Source organism: Ihuprevotella massiliensis (assembly GCA_900095835.1).
GTDB classification, from domain to species: domain Bacteria; phylum Bacteroidota; class Bacteroidia; order Bacteroidales; family Bacteroidaceae; genus Alloprevotella; species Alloprevotella massiliensis.
Genome location: LT608321.1, coordinates 637,281 through 657,846 on the forward strand (window position 1 = coordinate 637,281; position 20,566 = coordinate 657,846).

The following is a 20,566-nucleotide window of genomic DNA, read 5'->3' on the forward strand; positions in this document are numbered from 1 at the left end:
TCCTAATCTTTTCCGTTACCAGTAACGCTTTTACGGTCTAATGACCAATTTGGGTTAAAAGCAAAGTGCTACATTATTTTCGAGCTTCAGCTTTGTTCACGTACTTCAGTACGCTCCCTTCAGCCTCAATGCCTTACATTTTATCCCTATATAAAAGACCCTAAGGAGCTGCTGTAAAAACAAGTTTTGCAACACCTCCGCTTAAAAACATATATAGCTGTCCGGTAAAAGTTTTTCTGATGATAAAAATAAGGCTGAAACCCTCTTGCAGGATTTCAGCCTCTTTTGTTACTTTGCTTGTTGGAAAAAAAACTAGCAACATGAGCAAAAGTACATATTTTACCGGACAGCTGCTCAGTGAGCTGTCAAAAAGCCTAGGAACAGCAGCTGTATATGATGGATTCTACCACAATCACGCTCTTTGATAACATTCTCAAAGGAGTAGGCAGACATCCTAAAAGCGGAAAGAAGAAAGGCGGCATGAAGGTACACACCATTATGAAGTATCAAGTAGGTGTACCCATGGTGGTAGAACTGACCTCTGCTGCCAAACACGATCATTATCTTCTCAAAAAGGTGCACCTGCCCCAAGATTCCACCTTGGCAATGGACAGAGCCTACATTGACTATGCTCAGTTTCAAAGGCTTACCGAAGAAGGTGTCTGCTATGTGACTAAGATGAAGAAGAATCTTAACTACAAGGAGCTCTATTCTACAGCCTATGTTTCTCGTGATGGTCTAGTCACTCATATCGACAAACACATTCTTTTTGAGAAAGAGAAGGTAAGGCACGAAGCCCGATGTGTAGAGCTATGGAGCAATAACTCTCGTAAGTCAGTGAGATTGCTGACCAACAATTTTGAACTATCGGTTGAGCAACTTGCTGAAATCTACAAGTGCAGGTGGGCTATAGAAACGCTATACAAACAACTGAAACAGAATTTTCCTTTGCACTTTTTCTATGGTGAGAGCGTGAATGCCATCCAAATACAAACCTGGGTTGTACTCATTGCCAACCTCTTGTGCACAGTGCTCTCTAGAATGATAAAAAGACACGTTTCTTTTTCTCAAATCGTAGCCATGCTTAGATTGACGCTCATGTATTACACCAATTTCATCGCTTTCATGGAAGATCCTCAAAAGGATGAGTGTACAATTTGGGCTGAAAGAGCTAAATCCCCACCCTCGGAACCATCATTATTCGATTAGGGGGCTTGTTTTCTCAAAATGAAAGCCCGAAGTCCTATTCTAAAGGGCTTCGGGAAACTTTCTTGTGTCGTTTGGAAGTTTACCGGACAGCAATAATTTGTATTGTTGTCAATCTATATAGGATGAACACCTATGTTAAATTTCATTTTGTACTTCTTCTATCAGATTTCTTGTTCTAATAAGCATTTCGCTGTAGAGGGCAAACTCTTTATCCTTGATAGTTTGCTCATTCTCGATTTCTTTGATTTGATTGTCAATATCGGCGATCTTTGGATTCAAATTATCTTCAACCCATGTTTGAGTGTCCTCATCAAAACGCATGTCGATAACGTTTGCTACTTCACCAAAAGAGTTTCGGATGTCACTACGATATGAAATAAGTTGTTTCTCAGCCTTACTTTCTTCATGATCGTTCCAAATCTGCAAACCAATTCCTAAAAGAGCACCTCCTACACCGAGTATCTTGCCAAATTTGCCGATCTTAGATGCTGTCTTTACGGCCTCCCAAGGCTTAAATTTATGGCCAAAGAAATGACCAACTTTAAGAACTGATTGATGTGCATTAGAACCTGAGTATGTACCAAGCTTGAAAATGGCATTCCATCCGGATTCGGCACTCTTACCTGTTGCAAATTTTGACATCCATTTTCCTGCTTCACCTGCTTTTTCAGCACCTGATTTAAGATTGGATGCAGTTTGCTTCGACATTTTAACATCTTGAATTTTTCTTTCGATAGCAGATTTTAAGGACTTTACAAATTCTGACTTCTCCAGTTTTTGAGCAAACTTTTGGAGTTCGTTGTTTTCGTACATAATAACTTCCTCGAGTTCTTTGGCTGCTTTCTTATAAACGCTATCTGTTGCATCATATTTTTCTTGTAAACGATTGTTTACTTCTTTTTCATTATCAGACGAAGACAACAGATTCGCAATTTCATATCCCCAATTTCGAACTTCTTGTGTGTTTCGTCTGATTATGTTATATGACTTAGTCTTAATATGTTCTTTAGCGTCAACAAGGGCTTTGCGTTGCTGGTTAAGCAAGTCCAAAGTACCATCAACACATATATCTCCTGTCTTGAATTCAGACAATGCTTCTGAAAGCATCTGTTCTAGTTTATACAAAGAAGTTGTACACTTGCCAATTACTTTCTTTTTTTTGAATAAATTTATTGGTGTTATCAAAAAGAGAAGAAAATCCACTCATTTCTAACAACTGATCCTTATCCTCACCTTCTGCCTCAATAGAGTCAAGATAAGAATATGTGTCAATGTATGTAACGAACAAATCTTCTGCAGAATACTCTGGAGATATCACTGGGAGCACGTCGCACTTGAAGAATTCTTCTTGTCCTTCTTTGGTGTTACCATACTTGGAATCCTCCATTTTGTTGAATACCAACATCATCTCATTTCCTTTCCCTTTTTCTATCAAGAGTTTTCTGAAATGAGTACCCAATCCGTCACTAAAACCTTCTGCTGTACAAACAAACACTATAAGGTCGGCTTCAGACATCGCATTGTAAGTGATTTCATCATGGTCAGGACGCTTTTGAGTATGAATTCCAGGAGTGTCAACCACCTCAATACCATTCCAATCAAGGAAGTTGCACTTATTTGTTGTAACACCTTGACCAACTTCCAGTTGTTGTCCTGTTAAAATGGACAGAATAGAAGACTTACCAGCACTGTACTGCCCCACAAATACGATTCTAACTTTTTTGTCATCATCTACAAATTTTGTGGGCACAGACTTGGATTGTGATCTTAGTTTCTCTGATGATGACGAAGCGAAGGCTTTAGTCGCATCCGAAAACAAATCGAGCGAAGCCTTGTTGAGTTGTTGAATTTTAATGCTATCCATATTACTTTAGAATTATATGTACATTTAATATTTGTTGAATAAGATCCAAAGAATCAAGTTCAGTCTGTTTATATCCATTGCCATAAAGATAAACAACAGTCTGAGTTTCGTTGTTCACTTTCTTAATAAGTGGTTTATTCTTAAATCCGAAATATATGAGAAGGAATACTATTTGAGATTCTAGTTTTCTGTGAGGATCAAGTTTTATAATACTTATAGTTTCATTATTGCCTAGATGTGAAGCCAATTCTGATATTTTTAATGGAAGATTGTCCCTTCCATCTATGACAATAGCAATTCTTCTTCCTGGTACCCTTGCCACGCATATGATACGATCAAGCTCAGAAATAGGTATATTCATCAAATAGAATATATTTGCAATCATCATTTTCGTGATATTTCTGTGGTTCTTGCTATATCCGATTGCAAGTTGCCTTTCACCACTAGATAGCGAGAGCATGCTACGTCCAACCAAAGATAAGCGTTTGGTAATCTGTTCTTCCTGAACCTCAATATTGCGTTCATACCATTTTGTGATTTTCTCTTTTGCTTGGTTTTCAGCTTTGTCTATTCTCTCATTCAGCTTTTTTGAGAGTTTCGCTCTTCTTTCTCGAAGTTTATCTTCTCGAGAATCGCATAACCAAGTAAAGAATCCAAAGATTGCAGTAACACTTAGTGCTGCCCAACCTAATGGTCCAGAGGAGAGTGCAACTGCAGCAATTGTTAGACCTGCAGAACCAATTGCACCAGCCCATTTCATTCCTCTTTTCCAATTGATAAATTGGTAATTACCCAACCCCGTATCAACTTTCCACTTAAGCGAAAAGTTCATTTCTGTTTTTAATTCAGAGAAGATGTCATTGATTTTTTCTTCAAGTTTGTCTTTGACTGAATTGACACTTTTTTCGATATTGTTGTGAGTATTGAATTGAGCACAATGGTTTTTCCAAGCATTGTTAACATCGTCATCTTCTAAATGACGTTCAACAAAACCTGGGATAGAGTTCCTAACCTTATTGTATTCCTGTGTAACTACTCCTTGTATTCTTTCCTTTTGGTTCTTATTGAAAGATACACACCAGTCATTAAATAAAGACACCTTATCCTGAATGACTCTAAATTGACTATAAGCTTCTGCACTGAAAGCAAAAAGTTGATTCATTTGTTGATACAAAGGTGCATCAATTATTGAAAGGTAACACTTTTTACGATGAAGTACTCCATTAGTATATACCTCATTGATAATTGATTGCTCAACATTTGAGAAACGGCTAACTTTCTCTAATTCTGCGCTTTTTGAGGCATATTCTGGTTGTTGCGAACAAAATTTAGCAAGCAAATGTGTAATAAGGAAATCAACATGCTCGTTTGGTAATTGTTCGTGTAAAAAAATATTGAATTGATTTACTAGCTCCTTAATATTCATTCTTTCCTCAAGTTTTTGAGGATTTGATAGAAGTCGTTTTAAGCGGAAATCATCCACACCTTCTCCAAGACTTTGTTTATAGTTACAAATACAAAGGATTGGTTTATCCATTTTCTTGAGTTTAACCATCCAGTCTGCTTCTGTTCCTTCTGGCTGTCCTGCTGTTATCATGAAAAGGATCAAGTCTGCATAAACAGCCGCTTCTTCTGCCTTCGCATCATCTTCTTGTCCTCCATAAGCGTCTATTCCTGGAATATCTGTTACACTCATCCCTTTCCACTCATAGCTACGAACGTCTCGAGTTGTTCTTTGCCCCCCTTTGCCCATGTGTGAACCATCTCCATGGGTAAGAATTTCCATAAGAGTACTTTTCCCAGCTTTTGTTTTACCAAACAAAGTTATATTAAACTTATCAGACATCTTTCGCTTGATATTCAAGTTGCTTTGAGTGTCATGATATGAGTTTTCAAATTCAGTTTGAACAGTCTGAAGCTGAGTTCGTATATTATTGATTAGTGACGCGTCATTAATATGAAATCTTTTCATTCCATCAATACAGTCTCTAATAATCTCTGTGGCTTGGGAAATAGAATCGTGAAGTTCGTCCAAATATATCAAAGCCTCAGTATATCCTTGTTTGTTAGCGGCTTGGCAAGCTTTCAGAGCGGCTTCCAAACTATTTGGTTCTACTTTCTTGAATAAATTAAACATGTGCGTTTTGTGTATTTTGTATTTTTGTAAAACATGAACTGCTAATTAGTTCCCTTAATTCCGCAGCATAAATTCTTGTAAGAACTCCAAGTGCCTGAGAAACATAGTTCTCAAAACCCTTGGATATGTCAGAAATTCCCCTATCTCGGTGCTGTAAACATAACAAGTAAGCAAAAAAACTGACATGGCAAAGGTAGCAATTAAAAACGAGAATTTCACTTCTTTCAGTGGAATTTATTACATTATGGACATTTTCTCAAAGTTGGGTTGTGAAAAACTCATCGAATCTGTATTGGGTAAACGTGGAAGTAGCGGCAAGGCATTCAATCATGGAAGCATTTTCGGCTCTATCTTCTTCAGGTACCTTCCCCATTCGTTTGGGTGGAGGATTTCATGCATAGACAAGACCCAGGAAGCCCCCAAAAACCTCAAAACAACACGAAGAGCCTCAAAAAGACATCTCAACACATAAAATCGCCTCACAAGGAAAAACGCTGCGGAATTGAGGTTTTAAACAAATAGGTGCTTAATTGGACTTCAATTAAGCACCTATTGGAGGTTAAGTAAGGCTTAGTTGCGATGCAAGTAAGCACCTGTAAGGATTGGAATAAGGAAAAAACAGGACATTATGCCCCTCCCTTTTAGGAGGAGGAGGGGAAGTCCTCCTTTTAATTTTCAGTATAATCTGCGATGAGCTGCTGGAGTCCTTCTTTTGTGCGGGTGTCATACTTGGCAGCATCCATGCTCGGCTTATTCAGATATTCCGTAGTCAGCTTAATTCTTTTCTTCTCGCTTCGTGTACCTAATAATGCTTTGTCGCCAAGATAGATAGCTTCCTTTCTGTCCTTCAGCTTCAGATAAAGTTCATTTTTATCTAATGGATGTTCCAGGATGTAATTGTCCTTTCCGTCGGTAAAGAGTACCTCGAAGAACTGTGGGTGGCGTGTTCCGATATTAAGAGAACCATTGCCGCCGGCGTTTCTTAACACACCGTCTTTTGAACCCTTTGCACCGATATAGGTTTTGCCACCTGCATAGACGGTTACGTTGTCTGCAGCCTTGAACTTCTGTTCGGTCTTGCCGTTCGCACCGTTGTGCGTCAGTGTTACGGTTGATCCCATTGCCGGTGCGTCAAGGTCGAGGATTCCACTGGTTCCTTTACCCATCTTCTTTTCAATAGATTCATATACGATAGTGATGTTGCCTTCATGTGTTGTGCCGTCAGCAAGTACCACCTTGCCGGGCACATTATAGATGTTCACGGAAGCATCTCTGACCTCTTTCACCAACTGTCGTTCCTCTTCGGCAGCCTGTTGCTCATCTGCTTTTGCCTTGTTTGCCAGTCGCAGCTTGATATTCTCCGTCATATCTCCCAGTGCATAGCCGTTTGCAAGCAGTTTTGATACCATACGGCGCAACATCTCGTCCTCGGAGAGTTTGGATGCAGTATTGTATTGCAGGAAGGGAAGTTTTCTATTATCACAGGTTGTTATGTTGCTGAAATTCTCGCTCCTGGTCCAAGATTCGAGCTTAATCTCCGCTACTTGGTTGCCCACACGGTCCTTGACATAATAGTCTCTTTTGCCTAATGAATGTTCATTGACAAAAACCTTTCCCACCATCTCTTTGTTGATGATAATGTCACCATTGTTGTTGATGGAGAAGGGATGCTGTGCGGTAAACTCCTCATCGGTTTTCTCCATATTTTTGACTATGGTATAGAGGCTGTCCCATTTTGCAGAGAAAGGACGCGAGCCCTGCTTGAAGAGGTCGTCAATGGTGGATGTCTTGATACCGTCCACTGCGATGATCTGGGGTTTGCTGTCTAACAGTTTGTAGACAAGGTACTTCGTGGTGGACAGTACAATCCTGTCTTTCGGGTTTTGCAGTTCAAAGACTGCGCCCTCAGGTGATGTGAACTGGAGCCAGTCTTCTGGTGTGATGATGCCTTGTTTTGTCTTGTTCGTAATGAAGAATGTGAACACCTTTTTCCCATCTGGCGTAGAAAGGTCGCAGACTCTTTTCGCTTCTTTTACAAGTGCTACTGGTGTTCCGCCAAGTAATACCTCCCCTTTCTTTATTTTCAGGTCTTGGGCATGTGCGGAAAGCAACATGAAGCTGGCGATGAAGCCTAATACTGTTTTTCTCATCTTACTTATTTGAGTTTTAGATTGATATGAATTGGCTGCAAAGGTAGTGATTTTACATATCACCTCAATTCCGCAGCATAAGTTCTTGTGAGAACTCCAAGTGCCTGAGAAACATAGTTCTCAAAACTCTTGGAACTGTCAGAAATTTCACCTATCTCGGTGCTGTAAACATAACAAGTAAGCAAAAAACTGACATTGCAAAGGTAGCAATTAAAAACGAAAATTTCACTTCTTTCAGTGGAATTTATTACATTATGGGCATTTTCTCAAAGTTGGGCTTTGACAAACTTACCAAATCTGTATTGGGTAAACGTAGAAGTAGTGGCAAAGCATTCTGTCAGCTCTCTCTTCTTCAGTTACCTTTCCCTTTGGTTTGGGTGGGCGATTTTAGGCTTAGAAAAGACCCAAGAAACCCCGAAGCATCTCATATCAACATATAGAACCCAAAAAGGCATCTCAACATATAAAATTTTCTCACAAGAAAAAATACTGCGAAATTAAGGAACCGTTTGCCTTTGGTATAGTTGACCAAGACGAGAACCAACGAGAAATAAGATGCCAATAAGAATATGAAAGAGCTCAGGAAGTTATCTGCTCCATTATGCTCTGCACTATAACGCTCTAATGACCAATTTAGGATAAAGACAAAGTGCTGCATTATTTTCGAGCTTCAGCTTTGTTCACGTACTTCAGTACGCTCACTTCAGCCTCAATGCCTTACATTTTATCCCTATATAAAAGCCCCTAAGGAGCTGCTGTAAAAACGAGTATTGCAACACCTCCGCAAAAACGTACGAGCTATTGAAGAAAATCTCCCACGTTTTTGGAAAAACGTGGGAGATTTTTCCAAAAACGTCGGAGTTTTTTCAGCATACGTCGCACGATTTTTCCAGCCCTTACTAGATGATGCAATGATGAGACTCACGAAATTAGTACTTTTCATTAAGCATCACTATCACACAAGGTAACTCTAAAGCTAAGCTCACCAAAAAACGCTCTCGAAAATCAAGGAGGAAAAAAAGACGGAGTTCTTCGCATATCGTGGAAGCAAAGAAAGAGCTCCCTCGCGCGCGCATACGCGCGCACCTACAGCAATTTTCAACTTTTTGCTTTCACAACCTTCACAAAATTCTCTGTAGGACAATCATATTCAGATGATTACAGCCCTATTAGGAACGAAGTTCGTCAAACGAACAGAAAACATCGTTAAAAGGTGCTCACCAATGCTCAAAAGTTAGGAAACTCTTCCATCCATGAACCTGATACGAAACATGGTATCTTAACGGAAAAATCCACCCTTCTGTGAAGGTTGTGAAAGCAAAAAATCAAAAATCCCAGGGAAGGCGCGCATGACGCGCACGCGTGAGAAAACTCACTACTCATTTGCATTTCATCAAGACATGAGCAGGCTAGTTTAGAATCTCGCCTTATCTGGCAATCGCCTAACCACAAATCAGAAAAATAATACTCTAAAAACTCTCTGGCAGCGACACAAAACTTAAAAGATTCAGCAATAGTTTCTGCTTAAAACATCTTTTAAGGTTGAACAGCCCTGTTTTTGACTTTTACTCACACAGGTAGATTCGAAGGCGGCGTGGCTCAAACACAACGCCTTCCCCAAAATTCTCTTTCATTTTACCTCAACATATACCGATTTTACCCAGAAAATCGCCCTAAAACTAAGAAAATGCTATCTAGAGATTGAAATTTTCAAGGAAAAAGTTGGTCAATTCAGAGCTTCTTTGTAATTTTCGGTCGAAAACAGAGCCATCCCCCTCCATTACCATGAAATTTGGGGTTGGTTCGCTCCTTATTTGACCTCCGATTTTCACAATCGGGCAATCTTTACCCACCACGATGTGCCTTTCCTCAAGTCTGTGCACACCGCCTAAATCTTTACCTCGTATGAAAGTTTATAACTCTCACGACATCAAAAACATTGCCCTACTTGGCAACGACCGTTCTGGTAAAACCACGCTCACAGAATGCATGCTCTATCATGCTGGTGCTCTCCCACGCCGCGGTCGTATTACCCAGAAAAATACCGTTTCCGACTACTTCCCAGTCGAACAAGAATATGGATACTCCGTTTTTGCTACTGCTTTCCACGTAGAATGGAATGAGAAGAAGCTCAATATCATCGACTGCCCAGGTTCTGACGACTTTGTGGGCGCAGCGATGACCGCTCTCAATGTGACCGACACAGCTATCCTCCTCATCAATGGTGCTTTCGGTCCTGAAGTAGGTACACAAAACCACTTCCGCTACACCGAAAAACTCAACAAGCCCGTCATTTTCCTCGTCAATCAACTTGACCACGAGAATTGCGACTACGACGCTATCCTTGACGATTTGCAAACCATCTACGGTGAGAAGGCTGTTCCTGTGCAATATCCTTTGGCAACTGGGGCTGGATTCAATAGTCTCATCGACGTGATTTTGATGAAAAAACTCACATGGAAGGAAGAAGGCGGTGCTCCCGTCATTGAAGACATTCCTGCTGAAGAAATGGAACGCGCTACAATGCTCCACAAGGCTTTGGTGGAAGCAGCAGCAGAAAATGACGAACAACTCATGGAGAAGTTCTTTGAAACAGAGCAACTCACCGAAGACGAAATGCGCGAAGGCATCCGCAAAGGTATGGTGACTCGCAGCATCTTCCCAGTGTTCTGTGTTTGCGCAGCCAAAGACATGGGTGTGGGTCGCTTGATGGAATTCTTGGGCAACGTGGTGCCTTACGTTAATGAAATGCCCGTGGTGTACAACTCTCGCGGTGAGGCTGTGCCTCCAGTGGAAGACGCACCTACCAGCATCTATTTCTTCAAGACTGGCGTTGAACCTCACATTGGCGAAGTGCAATACTTCAAGGTGATGAGCGGTGTGGTGAAAGAAGGTGACGATTTGCAAAATGCCGACCGCGGTTCTAAGGAACGTATGGCACAACTCTTCGTTTGCTCTGGCGCTAACCGCGAAAAGGTGAGTCAACTCTCTGCGGGTGACATCGGTTGCACGGTGAAACTCAAGGACGTGCGCACCGGCAACACGCTCAACGGCAAGGGCAGCGAACATCGTTTCAACTTCATCAAGTATCCTAATCCTAAATTCACTCGTGCCATCCGTGCGGTAAATGAAGCCGAAACGGAAAAGATGATGGCTGCGCTCACTCGTTTGCGCCAGGAAGACCCCACTTGGGTGGTGGAACAAAGCAAGGAGTTGCGTCAAGTGCTCGTGCACGGTCAAGGTGAATTCCATCTGCGCACACTCAAATGGTGCTTGGAAAACATCGACAAGATTCAAATCGAGTTTTACCAACAACGTATCCCCTATCGCGAAACCATCACGAAGGCTGCGCGCGCAGACTATCGTCATAAGAAACAATCGGGCGGTGCAGGACAGTTTGGTGAAGTGCACCTCATCGTAGAACCCTACTTTGAAGGTATGCCTGATCCTACCAGCTTCACTTTCAATGGTCAAGAAATTCGCATCACTCCTCGTGGCAAAGAAGAGATTTCTCTCGAATGGGGCGGCAAACTCGTCTTCATCAACAGTGTTGTGGGCGGTGCCATCGATGCTCGCTTCATGCCTGCTATCCTCAAGGGTGTGATGAGCCGCATGGAACAAGGTCCACTCACTGGCTCTTATGCTCGCGACGTGCGCGTCATCGTTTATGATGGTAAGATGCACCCCGTAGACAGCAACGAAATTTCGTTCATGCTTGCTGGTCGTCACGCCTTTGCCGAAGCCTTCCGCAATGCAGGACCTAAGATTCTCGAACCCATCTATGATGTGGAAGTGTTCGTTCCCTCCGACAAGATGGGCGATGTGATGAGCGACTTGCAAGGTCGTCGCGGTATGATCGTGGGCATGAGTTCCGAAAATGGCTACGAGAAGTTGCAAGCCAAAGTGCCTCTCAAGGAAATGAGCAACTACTCCACTGCCCTCTCTAGCCTCACCGGTGGACGCGCTTCCTTCATCATGAAGTTTGCTAGCTACGAACTTGTTTCGGCCGACATCCAGCAGGCACTTATCGCTGAGCATGCTCAAAAGGAAGAAGAATAGGCTTTGCCACTTCCACCTCGACGCAAGCAACTACAATGTTTTGACGACATAGACCTCTCTATACAGACATCCCCCTCAGCACCGAAAGGTGTTGAGGGGGATGAATTTTGTACTATAATGGTCTGATGACCGATTTGGGATTGTTGAGGACTGTGCTGTGACAGAGGCTAACACAGCAACACAAAACCAAGTTGCCGTAGCATCTCCACAAAGAAAAGGGTCCGTGCTAGCGTTACACGAAGTTAGAAATTCACGATTCTCGCTTCTCCTGCGTGGGCATAGCGTTGGAGCAAGTCTTGTGCTAGGTCAATGCTCTCTTGCAGCAGTTGCTCATCACCATCATAACCGTTGATGATGAAAAGCAGACGGCTCGTAGTAGGTGAGAGCATGGTACGCGTGCTGTCGGAAGTGGGCGAAGCAATGGCACCCACTGCATCGCGATAAACAGGAAGTCCCTCGATGTTGAGTGTGCCACGTCCGATACCTTCATAGGGTTCGTCCGCTATGCCTATGCCCAACTCCACAGATTCTCCCACGATTTTGTCGGCATCAAGCAGTCCCGTGGGATAACCACTAAAAATGGACACCAGATTTCCCAAATCGACTAAAGTGTCTACACTATACAAGCCTTTTCCCTGCAAGACACGGCGGGAAAGTTGTTCACTAGCAGGACGATAGCGCGAAGGGTCTTTGCCACAAGCCTTATAAGCTGCGCGCGTGGCAGCAATGCTCGAGCGTGATTTGATGGTGTCGGTGGTGAAATCGGCTTGTAATTTTTCGCAACTTGCTTCGATTTCAGCCCAAAGTTCGGGAGAAGTGGCAGAATTTTGCACTGTCACCTCTAGAAATGCCCCTCTAAATTGGGGCACACGCTCAGAAAATTCGGAAGAAACGGATATAGAAAGCATAATGGAGTCAGTTTATTGGTAGCACAAAGAATAGTAAGGGCAAGTATTACACATCTGCACTTCTTTGGTGTTGGGTTCAAAGGGTAGATTTGGATTTAGGATTTCTGCCACTAATTCGCTTAGGCATTCACGAAACTCGGGGAATCTAGCCCGAAAATCTAAGACCTCCTTTTTATCCACTTGCAAATAAGGCGAATAGTCCTTTTTACGCAGTCTGTGGACAAAGAACAACGACGGAGCTATGGGGAGCTGAGATAGCTCAGCAGATAAATGGGGCACACTCTGTCCCTTTTGCAAACGTTCAAACTCATCTTCTAGCATCGCTGCATAGATGAAAGTTTGCAGCATATAGTGCTTTTGCTTGGAACCTCGAATGGAGAATAGTTCGTCCAATACTTTGGCGTCCTCAATTTGTCCTCCTGTTTTATAGTCGACAACACGGAGTAGCTCCTGTCCTTGATGGATAATGGTGTCTAATCGGTCGATGATACCTCCGATGGCAACTTGGGAGATGGGAGCTGACGAGGGAAGATTGAGCCACATCGTGTGATAGCTTTCCAAGGCTTTAATGCGAAAATCAGGATATTTCGCATCATGCTCAAGAAGTGACTGGAGGAAAATCTCGATAATGTTGAGCAGCAAAGGGGTATATTTCACCTTCTCTTTGTCGATAGCCTCCCTAATATAACCTTGTAATAACGCTGGATGAGCCACCAAGTGCTTAAAGTGGTCGCTGTCCCCTTTTCCACCTCGCTCTTTGAGGAGATTTTTATAAATCAACTCCGCAGCAGTGTGGAATATCGTACCCAGTGTGTTGGGCTGCACTTCTTCTGCATCAGGTTTAGGCTGCTGTATGCCAAGCACACGCTCATAATAAAAGCGAAGTTGGCAGCGCAGATAGGTGTTGATGTCGGAAGGCGAAAGAGATACATGCTCCTTCTTCTCTATCTTATCATCTTTTCGTTTGATTTTAAGCCGTTCTATCAGATCAGCAGGCTTATCCACAGGTTGTGGGGTGTCGTGCGATGAAACGGGATCACTGGAAAGTGCGATATGCTCGATGGGCAACTGAGATTCTACCATGAGTTGGGTTAAGAATCTGGACTTTTCCCCATCCACAATGCCTTCTGACGAAGAATTATAAAGGAGGCGCAAGCGTTTGGAACGCTGTATCAAACGGTAGAAATAGTAGGCATAGACAGCGGTCTTGCGCTCGGGGGTGGTGAGTCCAAAGGCTTTGCGCAAGAGATAGGGGATGAACGAATTGTCACTAGATTTTTGTGGCAACACGCCTTCGTTGACAGACAACATGATGATATGCTCGAAATCTAGACAACGCGTTTCGAGTACACCCATCACTTGCAATCCCACTGCGGGCTCTCCAGCAAAAGGAATGACCGACTGACGCACAATCTGGCGCACAATACGTCGCAACGTGGTGGGATTGACCATCAAACGTCCACTCTCGGCGATGAGCAACAGACGATTGAGCAAGGCATTCATCTGCGCATAGGCTTCGGACTGCAAGATGTGTTCAAAGCGTTCGCTGTCGAAATCGGATGTTACCACCAAAGTTTGAGCAGCTTCTTCCACGGCCTGCACCAAATGGGTAAGCGATTCCACCGTGGTTGGTGCTTGGGCTTGGCGTTCTAACTTTCCGAGTTCGCGCTCCACGAGGGTGGCTACTGCGGTGTGATTGAGCGGAAAACCTTTGGTGACATTCACCTCTTCCACATTGGAAGGCAGCGCATGGAGCAAAGGCTGCAACAAAGACTCATTGCAGAGTACTACTGCTGTGCGCTTCGCATCGGGGGTGAGATTATCCTTGAGCCAGGGCAATACACTCTGCACCTGCATAGTTTCGGTGGAAGCTGCCACCATCTCCACCTTTTCAATATGACGGAGGTTATCGAAATGCTCCGCGGGGAGTTCGTTGGGAAACTGTTGGAGATTTTGTCGCAAGAACAAACCTGCTTCAGCATCTTCCCACAACATCTGACTGAAACGTCGCTCTTCGGGGCTGAGTTGTCGGTCATCTTCCGACAAAAAACGCTCTTTCTCGCTGGGCAAATAATATTTATCGTAATCCCAATAGAAAAGCGCTTTCTCCATCTGCTGAAGTTGTGAGAAAAGTTGCCATTCTACTCGATCGAGCACATTGAATCCCACAAAAACGTACTTTTCTATGTGAGCAGGTGGTGCGACTTCTCCAGCTTTGAGTCGCTCCACCGTGCGACGGAAAGCTGCTCCTTCATAGGCTAATCCTTCGGAAGCAAGTTCTTCATTGAGTTGCTCATAAATGGGCAGAAGTGCATTCCACAATCTGCTGAACCGCTCGCGAATCTCACTTTGATGCTCGGGATCAAACTCCTTAAAAAATCGCTGCAACACCTCTGTTTGCTCCTCCGTCAAATAGTCGGTACGCTCTAATTCTCGTAAATCACGGATATTCTGAAAGAGCGCACTTGCATCTGCCATGTTTTTGTCTACATCATCAAAATCAGAGAGTAGACGCTCTGCCCATCCATAGAAATTGTCGAGCGAAACCCTATCTCCCGTGGCTTTTACATAATGCTGGTGCACACGGCAGATGGTGTCAATGGAATCATTGATGTTTCGATCGCCAAAAGCACGAAAAAGTTCATTGATGGTAATGTATCGAGGTGCCCAAATAGGTTGAGACGCTTGTGCTGAAAGATAATCGTTCAAAAACAGCGATGCACGCTTATTAGGGAACACCACCACCACCTTACTTAGGTCGTGCCCAAATTTATGGAGAAGGTCTGTGGCAACAAGTTGAAGGAACGCTAGCATAAAGTGTTATATCTGTATCGATGATGTATTCTAAAAAAATAAGTAACAGCAAAGTTAAGAAATCCAAGCAGAATAGGCAAACCTTCGAGCGTTCATTTTATGGAAGTGAGAGACATCTACAGAAAAAGTGAATATTTCTGTAGTTAGCAGCAGAAAAAACTGAATTCTTCGGCATATAGAATGAAATAAAATCGTAACTTTGCTGCATAAATGAAGGGGCATGAAGCAGAATCTTCGACCAATAAACAAAAGGTATTCACAGCTTCATGGCATAGAGCTTTCACGTGAGTGTCTGCCCTCGCTAAATAGTCAATCAACGACACATATCAATATGAAAAAGACCATCCTTGTCACTGGTGGTACGGGCTTTATTGGTTCGCACACCACCGTTGAACTTCAAGCCGCAGGCTATGATGTGGTAATCATTGACAACTTGAGCAATTCAAAGGCTGAAGTTGTAGAAGGTATCGAAAAAATTAGTGGCGTGCGTCCTGCTTTTGAAAAAGTGGACTGCTGCGACCTTCCAGCTCTCGAAGGTGTATTCCAAAAGTATCCTGGTATCGAGGGTATTATCCACTTTGCAGCTTCTAAGGCTGTAGGTGAATCAGTGGAGCAACCTCTCAAGTATTACGAGAACAACCTCGTGAGCCTCATCAACTTGCTCAAGTTGATGCCTAAATACAATGTGAAGGGCATTATCTTCTCTTCTTCTTGCACCGTATATGGTCAACCAGACGCTAAGGACCTTCCTGTGAGCGAACAAGCTCCTATCAAGAAGGCGGAATCTCCTTATGGCAACACGAAGCAAGTGAACGAAGAAATCATCCAAGACTTCATTCACAGTGGTGCTCCCATCTCAGCGATCATTCTCCGCTACTTCAACCCCATCGGTGCGCACCCCACTGCACTCATTGGCGAAGTGCCCAACGGCACACCTGCCAACCTCATTCCTTACCTCACTCAAACAGCAATCGGCATCCGCGAACAACTCGCTGTGTTTGGTGACGACTACAACACTCCCGACGGTTCTTGCATCCGCGACTTCATCTATGTGGTGGACCTCGCTAAAGCGCACGTGGCTGCTATGGCGCGCATCGTAGACGGTAAGAACGATGAACCTGTGGAAATCTTCAATGTCGGTACGGGTAACGGCGTGAGTGTATTTGAACTCATCAACACCTTCGAGAAGTGCACAGGCGTGAAGCTCAACTACAAGGTGGTTCCTCGTCGTGCTGGCGATATTGAACAAGTTTGGGGTAATGTGGACAAAGCCAACAAAGTTTTGGGCTGGAAGGCTGTTCATACCCTCGAAGAAGCACTCTCTTCTGCATGGAAGTGGCAAGAAAAACTTCGCGCTGACGGTGTGATGTAATTCTACCGCTGTTCCTGCAACAGCAACAAATAAAGGAAATGATAAGGCTATATCAGTATTGCTGAACATAATTGGCTTTGGCTTTTCCTTGATAAAACAAAAAGTCCGTGTCATACTTGGGTTTGACACGGACTTTTTTTCGACTGCTATCACTTTATTATTTCCAGAACTTCAGACGCAGGAATGCGCGTTTCAACAAATTTGGGGGGCTTGCTAGGAACTCTGTGGGTGACCAAGAGAAGAAACGAAAGGCATTGACGAAGAATTCGACATAGTAGTGTGCGATGCTTGACAATCCTTTGCCACTCTTACGAACACTACCGTGTTTGCCAGTGCGAATGATCCATCGTAGCAACTGCTGAGCACGCCATCCATCAACCGGATGATAGAGATGTTCATCTTTATGTAGCAGCGTCTTGGCATTTGCACCTAAATACTCCACAGAGATAGCCGCTAACATACGATAGAATCGCCCAAGATGCAGGTATTTCAACCCATTACGGAGCAACGCTTCGTCGATTTGCTCGTGACTTTGTTGCTGCACCATCATCCAATCCACCACTTCGCGCAACCCTACTCCACCATGACTGGCATGCACCAACGTGTGTGCCGTAAGAAGAATGACATTGAGATGCGGAGGAAGCACAGCTACTTGATAGCCGTCTATCTCAACGTAATTGTGCCACTCTTCCACTTGATCAACCTCAGTCGCTACCATCTTACGCAATCTGCGCGCAGTAGCAGGCCATTGCATGGGTTGCAGTTCCCGATGCACCTCCACCTCTATATCACCTTTTCTGAACGTATCGTGTAACGCAGTCTGATGATCTGGCACATAGCCACGATGAAGGAGAAGCGCGATGGAAGACTGGAAGTGCTGAGGAGCAACATAGATGTCGATATCTCCAGGACGACGCAAGAGTGGGTGCGGATAGGCAGTAGCAGATGCTTGCCCTTTCAACACGACATAGCGAATGCCAGCAGCATCGAAGGCTTTGGCAAGTTCCACTACTTCTGCATTGAAGTTGAGACTCACCTGCTCCAACATGGGCCACCCACCAAGCCATTGCATCAGTTGGAGGCGTTGCTCGGGAGCTACTTCGATTTTAGGCAATCCATAGAGCAAACCATCCACTGTTTGACGACGTGCCTCACGAATGACAGCAGAAAAATCCACGACTTTGGGAGATTCCTCCTGTCCATGGAGCGCACAACGCAACAATGCGAGGAGTGTTTCGTAAGTTTGATTCAGAGTAAGGTTAGACATCGGCTTGTGAAATTAGGATTTACGTTCCAATTCTTGGAGATTTTCCAAACGCTTAGTTTCCAAGAAATCGTAAATACCTCCGAGGTGTTCCTTCACTTTTCCTCCACCAAACTCATAGACTTTCGTCACCAAGCCATCGAGGAAGTCACGATCGTGACTCACCACAATGAGTGTGCCATCAAAGTCTTGCAATGCTTGTTTGAGCACGTCTTTTGTACGCAAATCAAGGTGGTTAGTCGGTTCGTCGAGAATGAGCAAATTGAATGGTTCAAGCAAGAGTTTGAGAATTGCCAAACGCGTGCGCTCACCTCCAGAAAGCACTTTTACTTTCTTGGTTCCTTCTTCTCCGCCAAACATGAAAGCACCGAGCAAATCACGAATCTTCAAACGGATTTCTCCCTTTGCCACACTGTCGATGGTGTCATAAACGGTGATTTCTCCATCCAACAATGTGGCTTGATTTTGTGCAAAATAACCTATTTGCACATTGTGTCCAAGGGTGAGTGTGCCTTCGTGTTCGAGTTGTCCCATGATACATTTGACAAGCGTGGATTTACCTTCACCGTTTCGTCCAACAAAAGCCACTTTGTCACCACGCTCCACCATGAGCGATGCATTTCTGAACACCACGTGGTCACCATAAGTCTTACCTACAGCATCCATGGTCACAGGATAACTGCCGGAACGTGGAGAAGGTGGGAACTTCAAACGCAAGCGTGAAGTATCTTCTTCGTCCACTTCCACTAGCTCAAGCTTTTCGAGCATGCGCACACGGCTCTGCACCTGGTTCGTTTTGGAATAAGTACCCTTGAATCGCTCAATATACAACTTGGTTTCAGCAATCATCTTTTGCTGATCGTCATATTGTTTCTGCTGTTGTTCACGACGCTCCTTGCGCAACTCTAAGTATTGCGAATACCCCGCCTTGTAGTCGTAGATGCGGCCGAGTGTTATCTCGATGGTGCGCGTAGTGATGTTGTCCACAAACTTACGGTCGTGACTGATCACCACCACAGCTTTGCCAGAGGTCATGATGAAATTCTCCAACCATCCGATACTTTCTATATCCAAGTGGTTAGTGGGCTCGTCGAGCAGGAGCACATCAGGATTTTGCAAGAGCAATTTTGCTAACTCAATGCGCATGCGCCAACCACCAGAGAAGTCACTTGTAGGACGTTGGAAGTCGGTGCGTTCAAATCCTAATCCGAGAAGCATTTTCTCCACATCTTCCTCAAAGTGAGTAAGATCAATCGCATAAAACTTCTCACTCATCGCAGCCACTTTCTCTATGAGTGCCATATATTCTTCGCTCTCATAGTCGGTGCGCGTCATGAGTTCTTGATTCAGTTTCTCGATTTCACCTTCCATCTCCTTGAGATGCTCAAAGGGCAAACAAGCCTCTTCAAATACGGTGCGACCATCTTCAGTGAGCAAATGCTGTGGAAGATAGGCAATCACTGTATCTTTAGGTGCGCTTACACGTCCGCGGGTGGGTTGTCGTGCACCTGCAAGAATTTTCAAGAGCGTGCTTTTGCCCGCTCCGTTCTTCCCCATCAAAGCGATGCGGTCTTTCTCGTTAATCTGAAATGAAATGTCTTTGAAGAGGGTTGTTCCTCCAAATTCTACGGTTAAACCGTCAACTGATATCATAAATGTCTATATTATACTGCGATAGTCTATATGTAATGCGGTTGCAAAGTTACTCATTCTTCCTCGCTTTGCCAAATGCGACACGTTGATTTGCCCCAGAGTAAGGGAAATCCTTGCTCGTAGAGCCACCCAAATGAGTCACCACCCAATTGCGGTAGAACAACAAAGCCGTTTGTTGCCAAGAGAAGTCGATGCCTTTTTCAGGATTATCCTCTACATAATAATGAAGAGGAGGAGCAATCGGCAATCCCTTTGCCAAGTCGCGACGGTACTCTCCATCTAAGGTATCGGCTTTGTACTCCAAATGCCCTGTCACAAAAGTTTGCAGCCGAGCGGCATCGTAGAAAATGCTCTGCCCCACCTCGCTATCAGCAAGCACCTCCAACTCTTCTGGAAGAAATTGCGTATCACCACCCTGCAAAGTGGATTCAGTGTCAGTATCTCCTAGATAAACTTCGGTGTGTCTACTATGCGGCATGGGAAAAGTCTCACCCAAACCACAGAGTAAGGGATGTTGCGGAGCTAGATTACGTTGTGCAAAGATACCGAAGCACTTGTGAGAAAGTGGACGCTTGTCAATGCCGTAGAAATGATAGAGTGCGGCTTGCGCTGCCCAGCAGATATTGAGCGTGGGAATGTTCATCCTCACTGTCCAATCCCAGATATGTTGCAATACACTCCAATAGCGCACTTCCTCAAAAGGCATTTGTTCCAAAGGAGCTCCCGTGATGATGAGTGCATCAATGTGAGGAGATTTGAAAGTGTCAGAGGAATAGGAAGAATACGCAACACTTTCGTCAGTATTCTTGGAAGTTTCAGATTTCAATCTCAAAGCATTCTCACAATATGTGGGAGCAAAATCTACATAGTGCGTATCTACATATTCCTGTGGCGTAGTTTTATACTGCTGTCCTGGGATTTTCAGTAGCACGAGATTGAGAGGAATGCCAGAAGCTGCAAGCATGCGACAGAAATCATGCTCAGTCTCAGCTTTCTTTGGCATGAGATTGAGCAAACCCACAGTAGGCAAAGTGCGTTCGTGCCCTACTCTGAGGGAATACCCTAAACTCGCTAAGGATTCAATGGCTGGAATCAAACTATTTACGTGGAGCATCGCAACAATATAGGAAGAAAGA

General features: G+C 43.9%; 12 protein-coding genes and 1 pseudogene. 4 read left to right on the forward strand and 9 right to left on the reverse strand.

Annotated features, from left to right (window positions below):
• Positions 1 to 393 precede the first annotated feature (393 nt).
• Positions 394 to 1,209, forward strand: a complete 816-nt coding sequence (locus BQ2633_RS02785; protein WP_075564926.1) for an IS4 family transposase — start codon at positions 394 to 396, stop codon at positions 1,207 to 1,209.
• Between the two features lie 135 nt (positions 1,210 to 1,344).
• On the opposite strand, the gene BQ2633_RS02790 is transcribed toward BQ2633_RS02785, so the two are convergent.
• Genes BQ2633_RS02790 through BQ2633_RS02800 form a run of 3 tightly spaced genes read right to left on the reverse strand, consistent with a single transcriptional unit; the run spans position 1,345 to position 5,210 of the window.
• Complete coding sequence (locus BQ2633_RS02790) at positions 1,345 to 2,316, reverse strand: LeoA/HP0731 family dynamin-like GTPase (protein ID WP_141700117.1); 972 nt, start codon at positions 2,314 to 2,316, stop codon at positions 1,345 to 1,347.
• 10 nt (positions 2,317 to 2,326) lie between these two features.
• On the reverse strand, positions 2,327 to 3,073 hold the full coding sequence (locus BQ2633_RS02795) for a GTPase (protein ID WP_075564928.1): 747 nt from the start codon (positions 3,071 to 3,073) through the stop codon (positions 2,327 to 2,329).
• 1 nt (position 3,074) lies between these two features.
• Positions 3,075 to 5,210, reverse strand: a complete 2,136-nt coding sequence (locus tag BQ2633_RS02800) for a GTPase domain-containing protein (RefSeq protein WP_075564929.1) — start codon at positions 5,208 to 5,210, stop codon at positions 3,075 to 3,077.
• A 184-nt stretch (positions 5,211 to 5,394) separates the two neighbouring features.
• On the opposite strand from BQ2633_RS02800, the pseudogene BQ2633_RS11555 reads away from it, so the two are divergent.
• Positions 5,395 to 5,577 (forward strand): annotated as a pseudogene (locus BQ2633_RS11555) (hypothetical protein); the annotation flags it as partial.
• Between the two features lie 301 nt (positions 5,578 to 5,878).
• Here BQ2633_RS11555 and BQ2633_RS02815 read toward each other — a convergent pair.
• Positions 5,879 to 7,360, reverse strand: coding sequence for a hypothetical protein (locus BQ2633_RS02815; RefSeq protein WP_075564931.1), 1,482 nt, complete (start codon positions 7,358 to 7,360; stop codon positions 5,879 to 5,881).
• 1,905 nt (positions 7,361 to 9,265) lie between these two features.
• On the opposite strand from BQ2633_RS02815, the gene BQ2633_RS02825 reads away from it, so the two are divergent.
• Positions 9,266 to 11,419 (forward strand): elongation factor G, encoded by a 2,154-nt coding sequence (locus BQ2633_RS02825; RefSeq protein WP_075564935.1) that lies wholly within the window; start codon positions 9,266 to 9,268, stop codon positions 11,417 to 11,419.
• 242 nt (positions 11,420 to 11,661) lie between these two features.
• On the opposite strand, the gene BQ2633_RS02830 is transcribed toward BQ2633_RS02825, so the two are convergent.
• Both BQ2633_RS02830 and BQ2633_RS02835 read right to left on the reverse strand, forming a co-directional pair.
• Entirely contained in the window at positions 11,662 to 12,327 is a 666-nt protein-coding gene (locus BQ2633_RS02830; protein WP_075564937.1) for a B3/B4 domain-containing protein, read from the reverse strand.
• A 12-nt stretch (positions 12,328 to 12,339) separates the two neighbouring features.
• Positions 12,340 to 15,141, reverse strand: coding sequence for a PD-(D/E)XK nuclease family protein (locus BQ2633_RS02835; RefSeq protein WP_075564939.1), 2,802 nt, complete (start codon positions 15,139 to 15,141; stop codon positions 12,340 to 12,342).
• Positions 15,142 to 15,472: 331 nt separating this feature from the next.
• On the opposite strand from BQ2633_RS02835, the gene galE reads away from it, so the two are divergent.
• Positions 15,473 to 16,513 (forward strand): UDP-glucose 4-epimerase GalE, encoded by a 1,041-nt coding sequence (gene galE, locus BQ2633_RS02840; RefSeq protein ID WP_075564941.1) that lies wholly within the window; start codon positions 15,473 to 15,475, stop codon positions 16,511 to 16,513.
• Between the two features lie 157 nt (positions 16,514 to 16,670).
• Here galE and BQ2633_RS02845 read toward each other — a convergent pair whose 3' ends face one another.
• From BQ2633_RS02845 to BQ2633_RS02855, 3 genes are read right to left on the reverse strand one after another with little or no spacing between them, the layout of a single operon-like run.
• Positions 16,671 to 17,780: a nucleotidyltransferase domain-containing protein gene (locus BQ2633_RS02845; RefSeq protein WP_075564943.1), complete on the reverse strand. Its 1,110-nt coding sequence runs from the start codon at positions 17,778 to 17,780 to the stop codon at positions 16,671 to 16,673.
• A 12-nt stretch (positions 17,781 to 17,792) separates the two neighbouring features.
• On the reverse strand, positions 17,793 to 19,430 hold the full coding sequence (locus tag BQ2633_RS02850; protein WP_075564945.1) for an ABC-F family ATP-binding cassette domain-containing protein: 1,638 nt from the start codon (positions 19,428 to 19,430) through the stop codon (positions 17,793 to 17,795).
• 49 nt (positions 19,431 to 19,479) lie between these two features.
• Complete coding sequence (locus tag BQ2633_RS02855; protein WP_083233916.1) at positions 19,480 to 20,544, reverse strand: homoserine O-acetyltransferase/O-succinyltransferase family protein; 1,065 nt, start codon at positions 20,542 to 20,544, stop codon at positions 19,480 to 19,482.
• Positions 20,545 to 20,566: the final 22 nt, after the last annotated feature.

Excerpts from the sequence above, each read along its gene's own strand:
- BQ2633_RS02825 (WP_075564935.1), top strand. The coding sequence starts at position 9,266 with ATGAAAGTTTATAACTCTCACGACATCAAAAACATTGCCCTACTTGGC.
- BQ2633_RS02790 (WP_141700117.1), bottom strand. The coding sequence starts at position 2,316 with ATGCTTTCAGAAGCATTGTCTGAATTCAAGACAGGAGATATATGTGTT.
- BQ2633_RS02785 (WP_075564926.1), top strand. The coding sequence starts at position 394 with ATGATGGATTCTACCACAATCACGCTCTTTGATAACATTCTCAAAGGA.
- galE (WP_075564941.1), top strand. The coding sequence starts at position 15,473 with ATGAAAAAGACCATCCTTGTCACTGGTGGTACGGGCTTTATTGGTTCG.
- BQ2633_RS02850 (WP_075564945.1), bottom strand. The coding sequence starts at position 19,430 with ATGATATCAGTTGACGGTTTAACCGTAGAATTTGGAGGAACAACCCTC.
- BQ2633_RS02845 (WP_075564943.1), bottom strand. The coding sequence starts at position 17,780 with ATGTCTAACCTTACTCTGAATCAAACTTACGAAACACTCCTCGCATTG.
- BQ2633_RS02855 (WP_083233916.1), bottom strand. The coding sequence starts at position 20,544 with ATGCTCCACGTAAATAGTTTGATTCCAGCCATTGAATCCTTAGCGAGT.
- BQ2633_RS02815 (WP_075564931.1), bottom strand. The coding sequence starts at position 7,360 with ATGAGAAAAACAGTATTAGGCTTCATCGCCAGCTTCATGTTGCTTTCC.
- BQ2633_RS02800 (WP_075564929.1), bottom strand. The coding sequence starts at position 5,210 with ATGTTTAATTTATTCAAGAAAGTAGAACCAAATAGTTTGGAAGCCGCT.
- BQ2633_RS02835 (WP_075564939.1), bottom strand. The coding sequence starts at position 15,141 with ATGCTAGCGTTCCTTCAACTTGTTGCCACAGACCTTCTCCATAAATTT.
- BQ2633_RS02830 (WP_075564937.1), bottom strand. The coding sequence starts at position 12,327 with ATGCTTTCTATATCCGTTTCTTCCGAATTTTCTGAGCGTGTGCCCCAA.
- BQ2633_RS02795 (WP_075564928.1), bottom strand. The coding sequence starts at position 3,073 with ATGGATAGCATTAAAATTCAACAACTCAACAAGGCTTCGCTCGATTTG.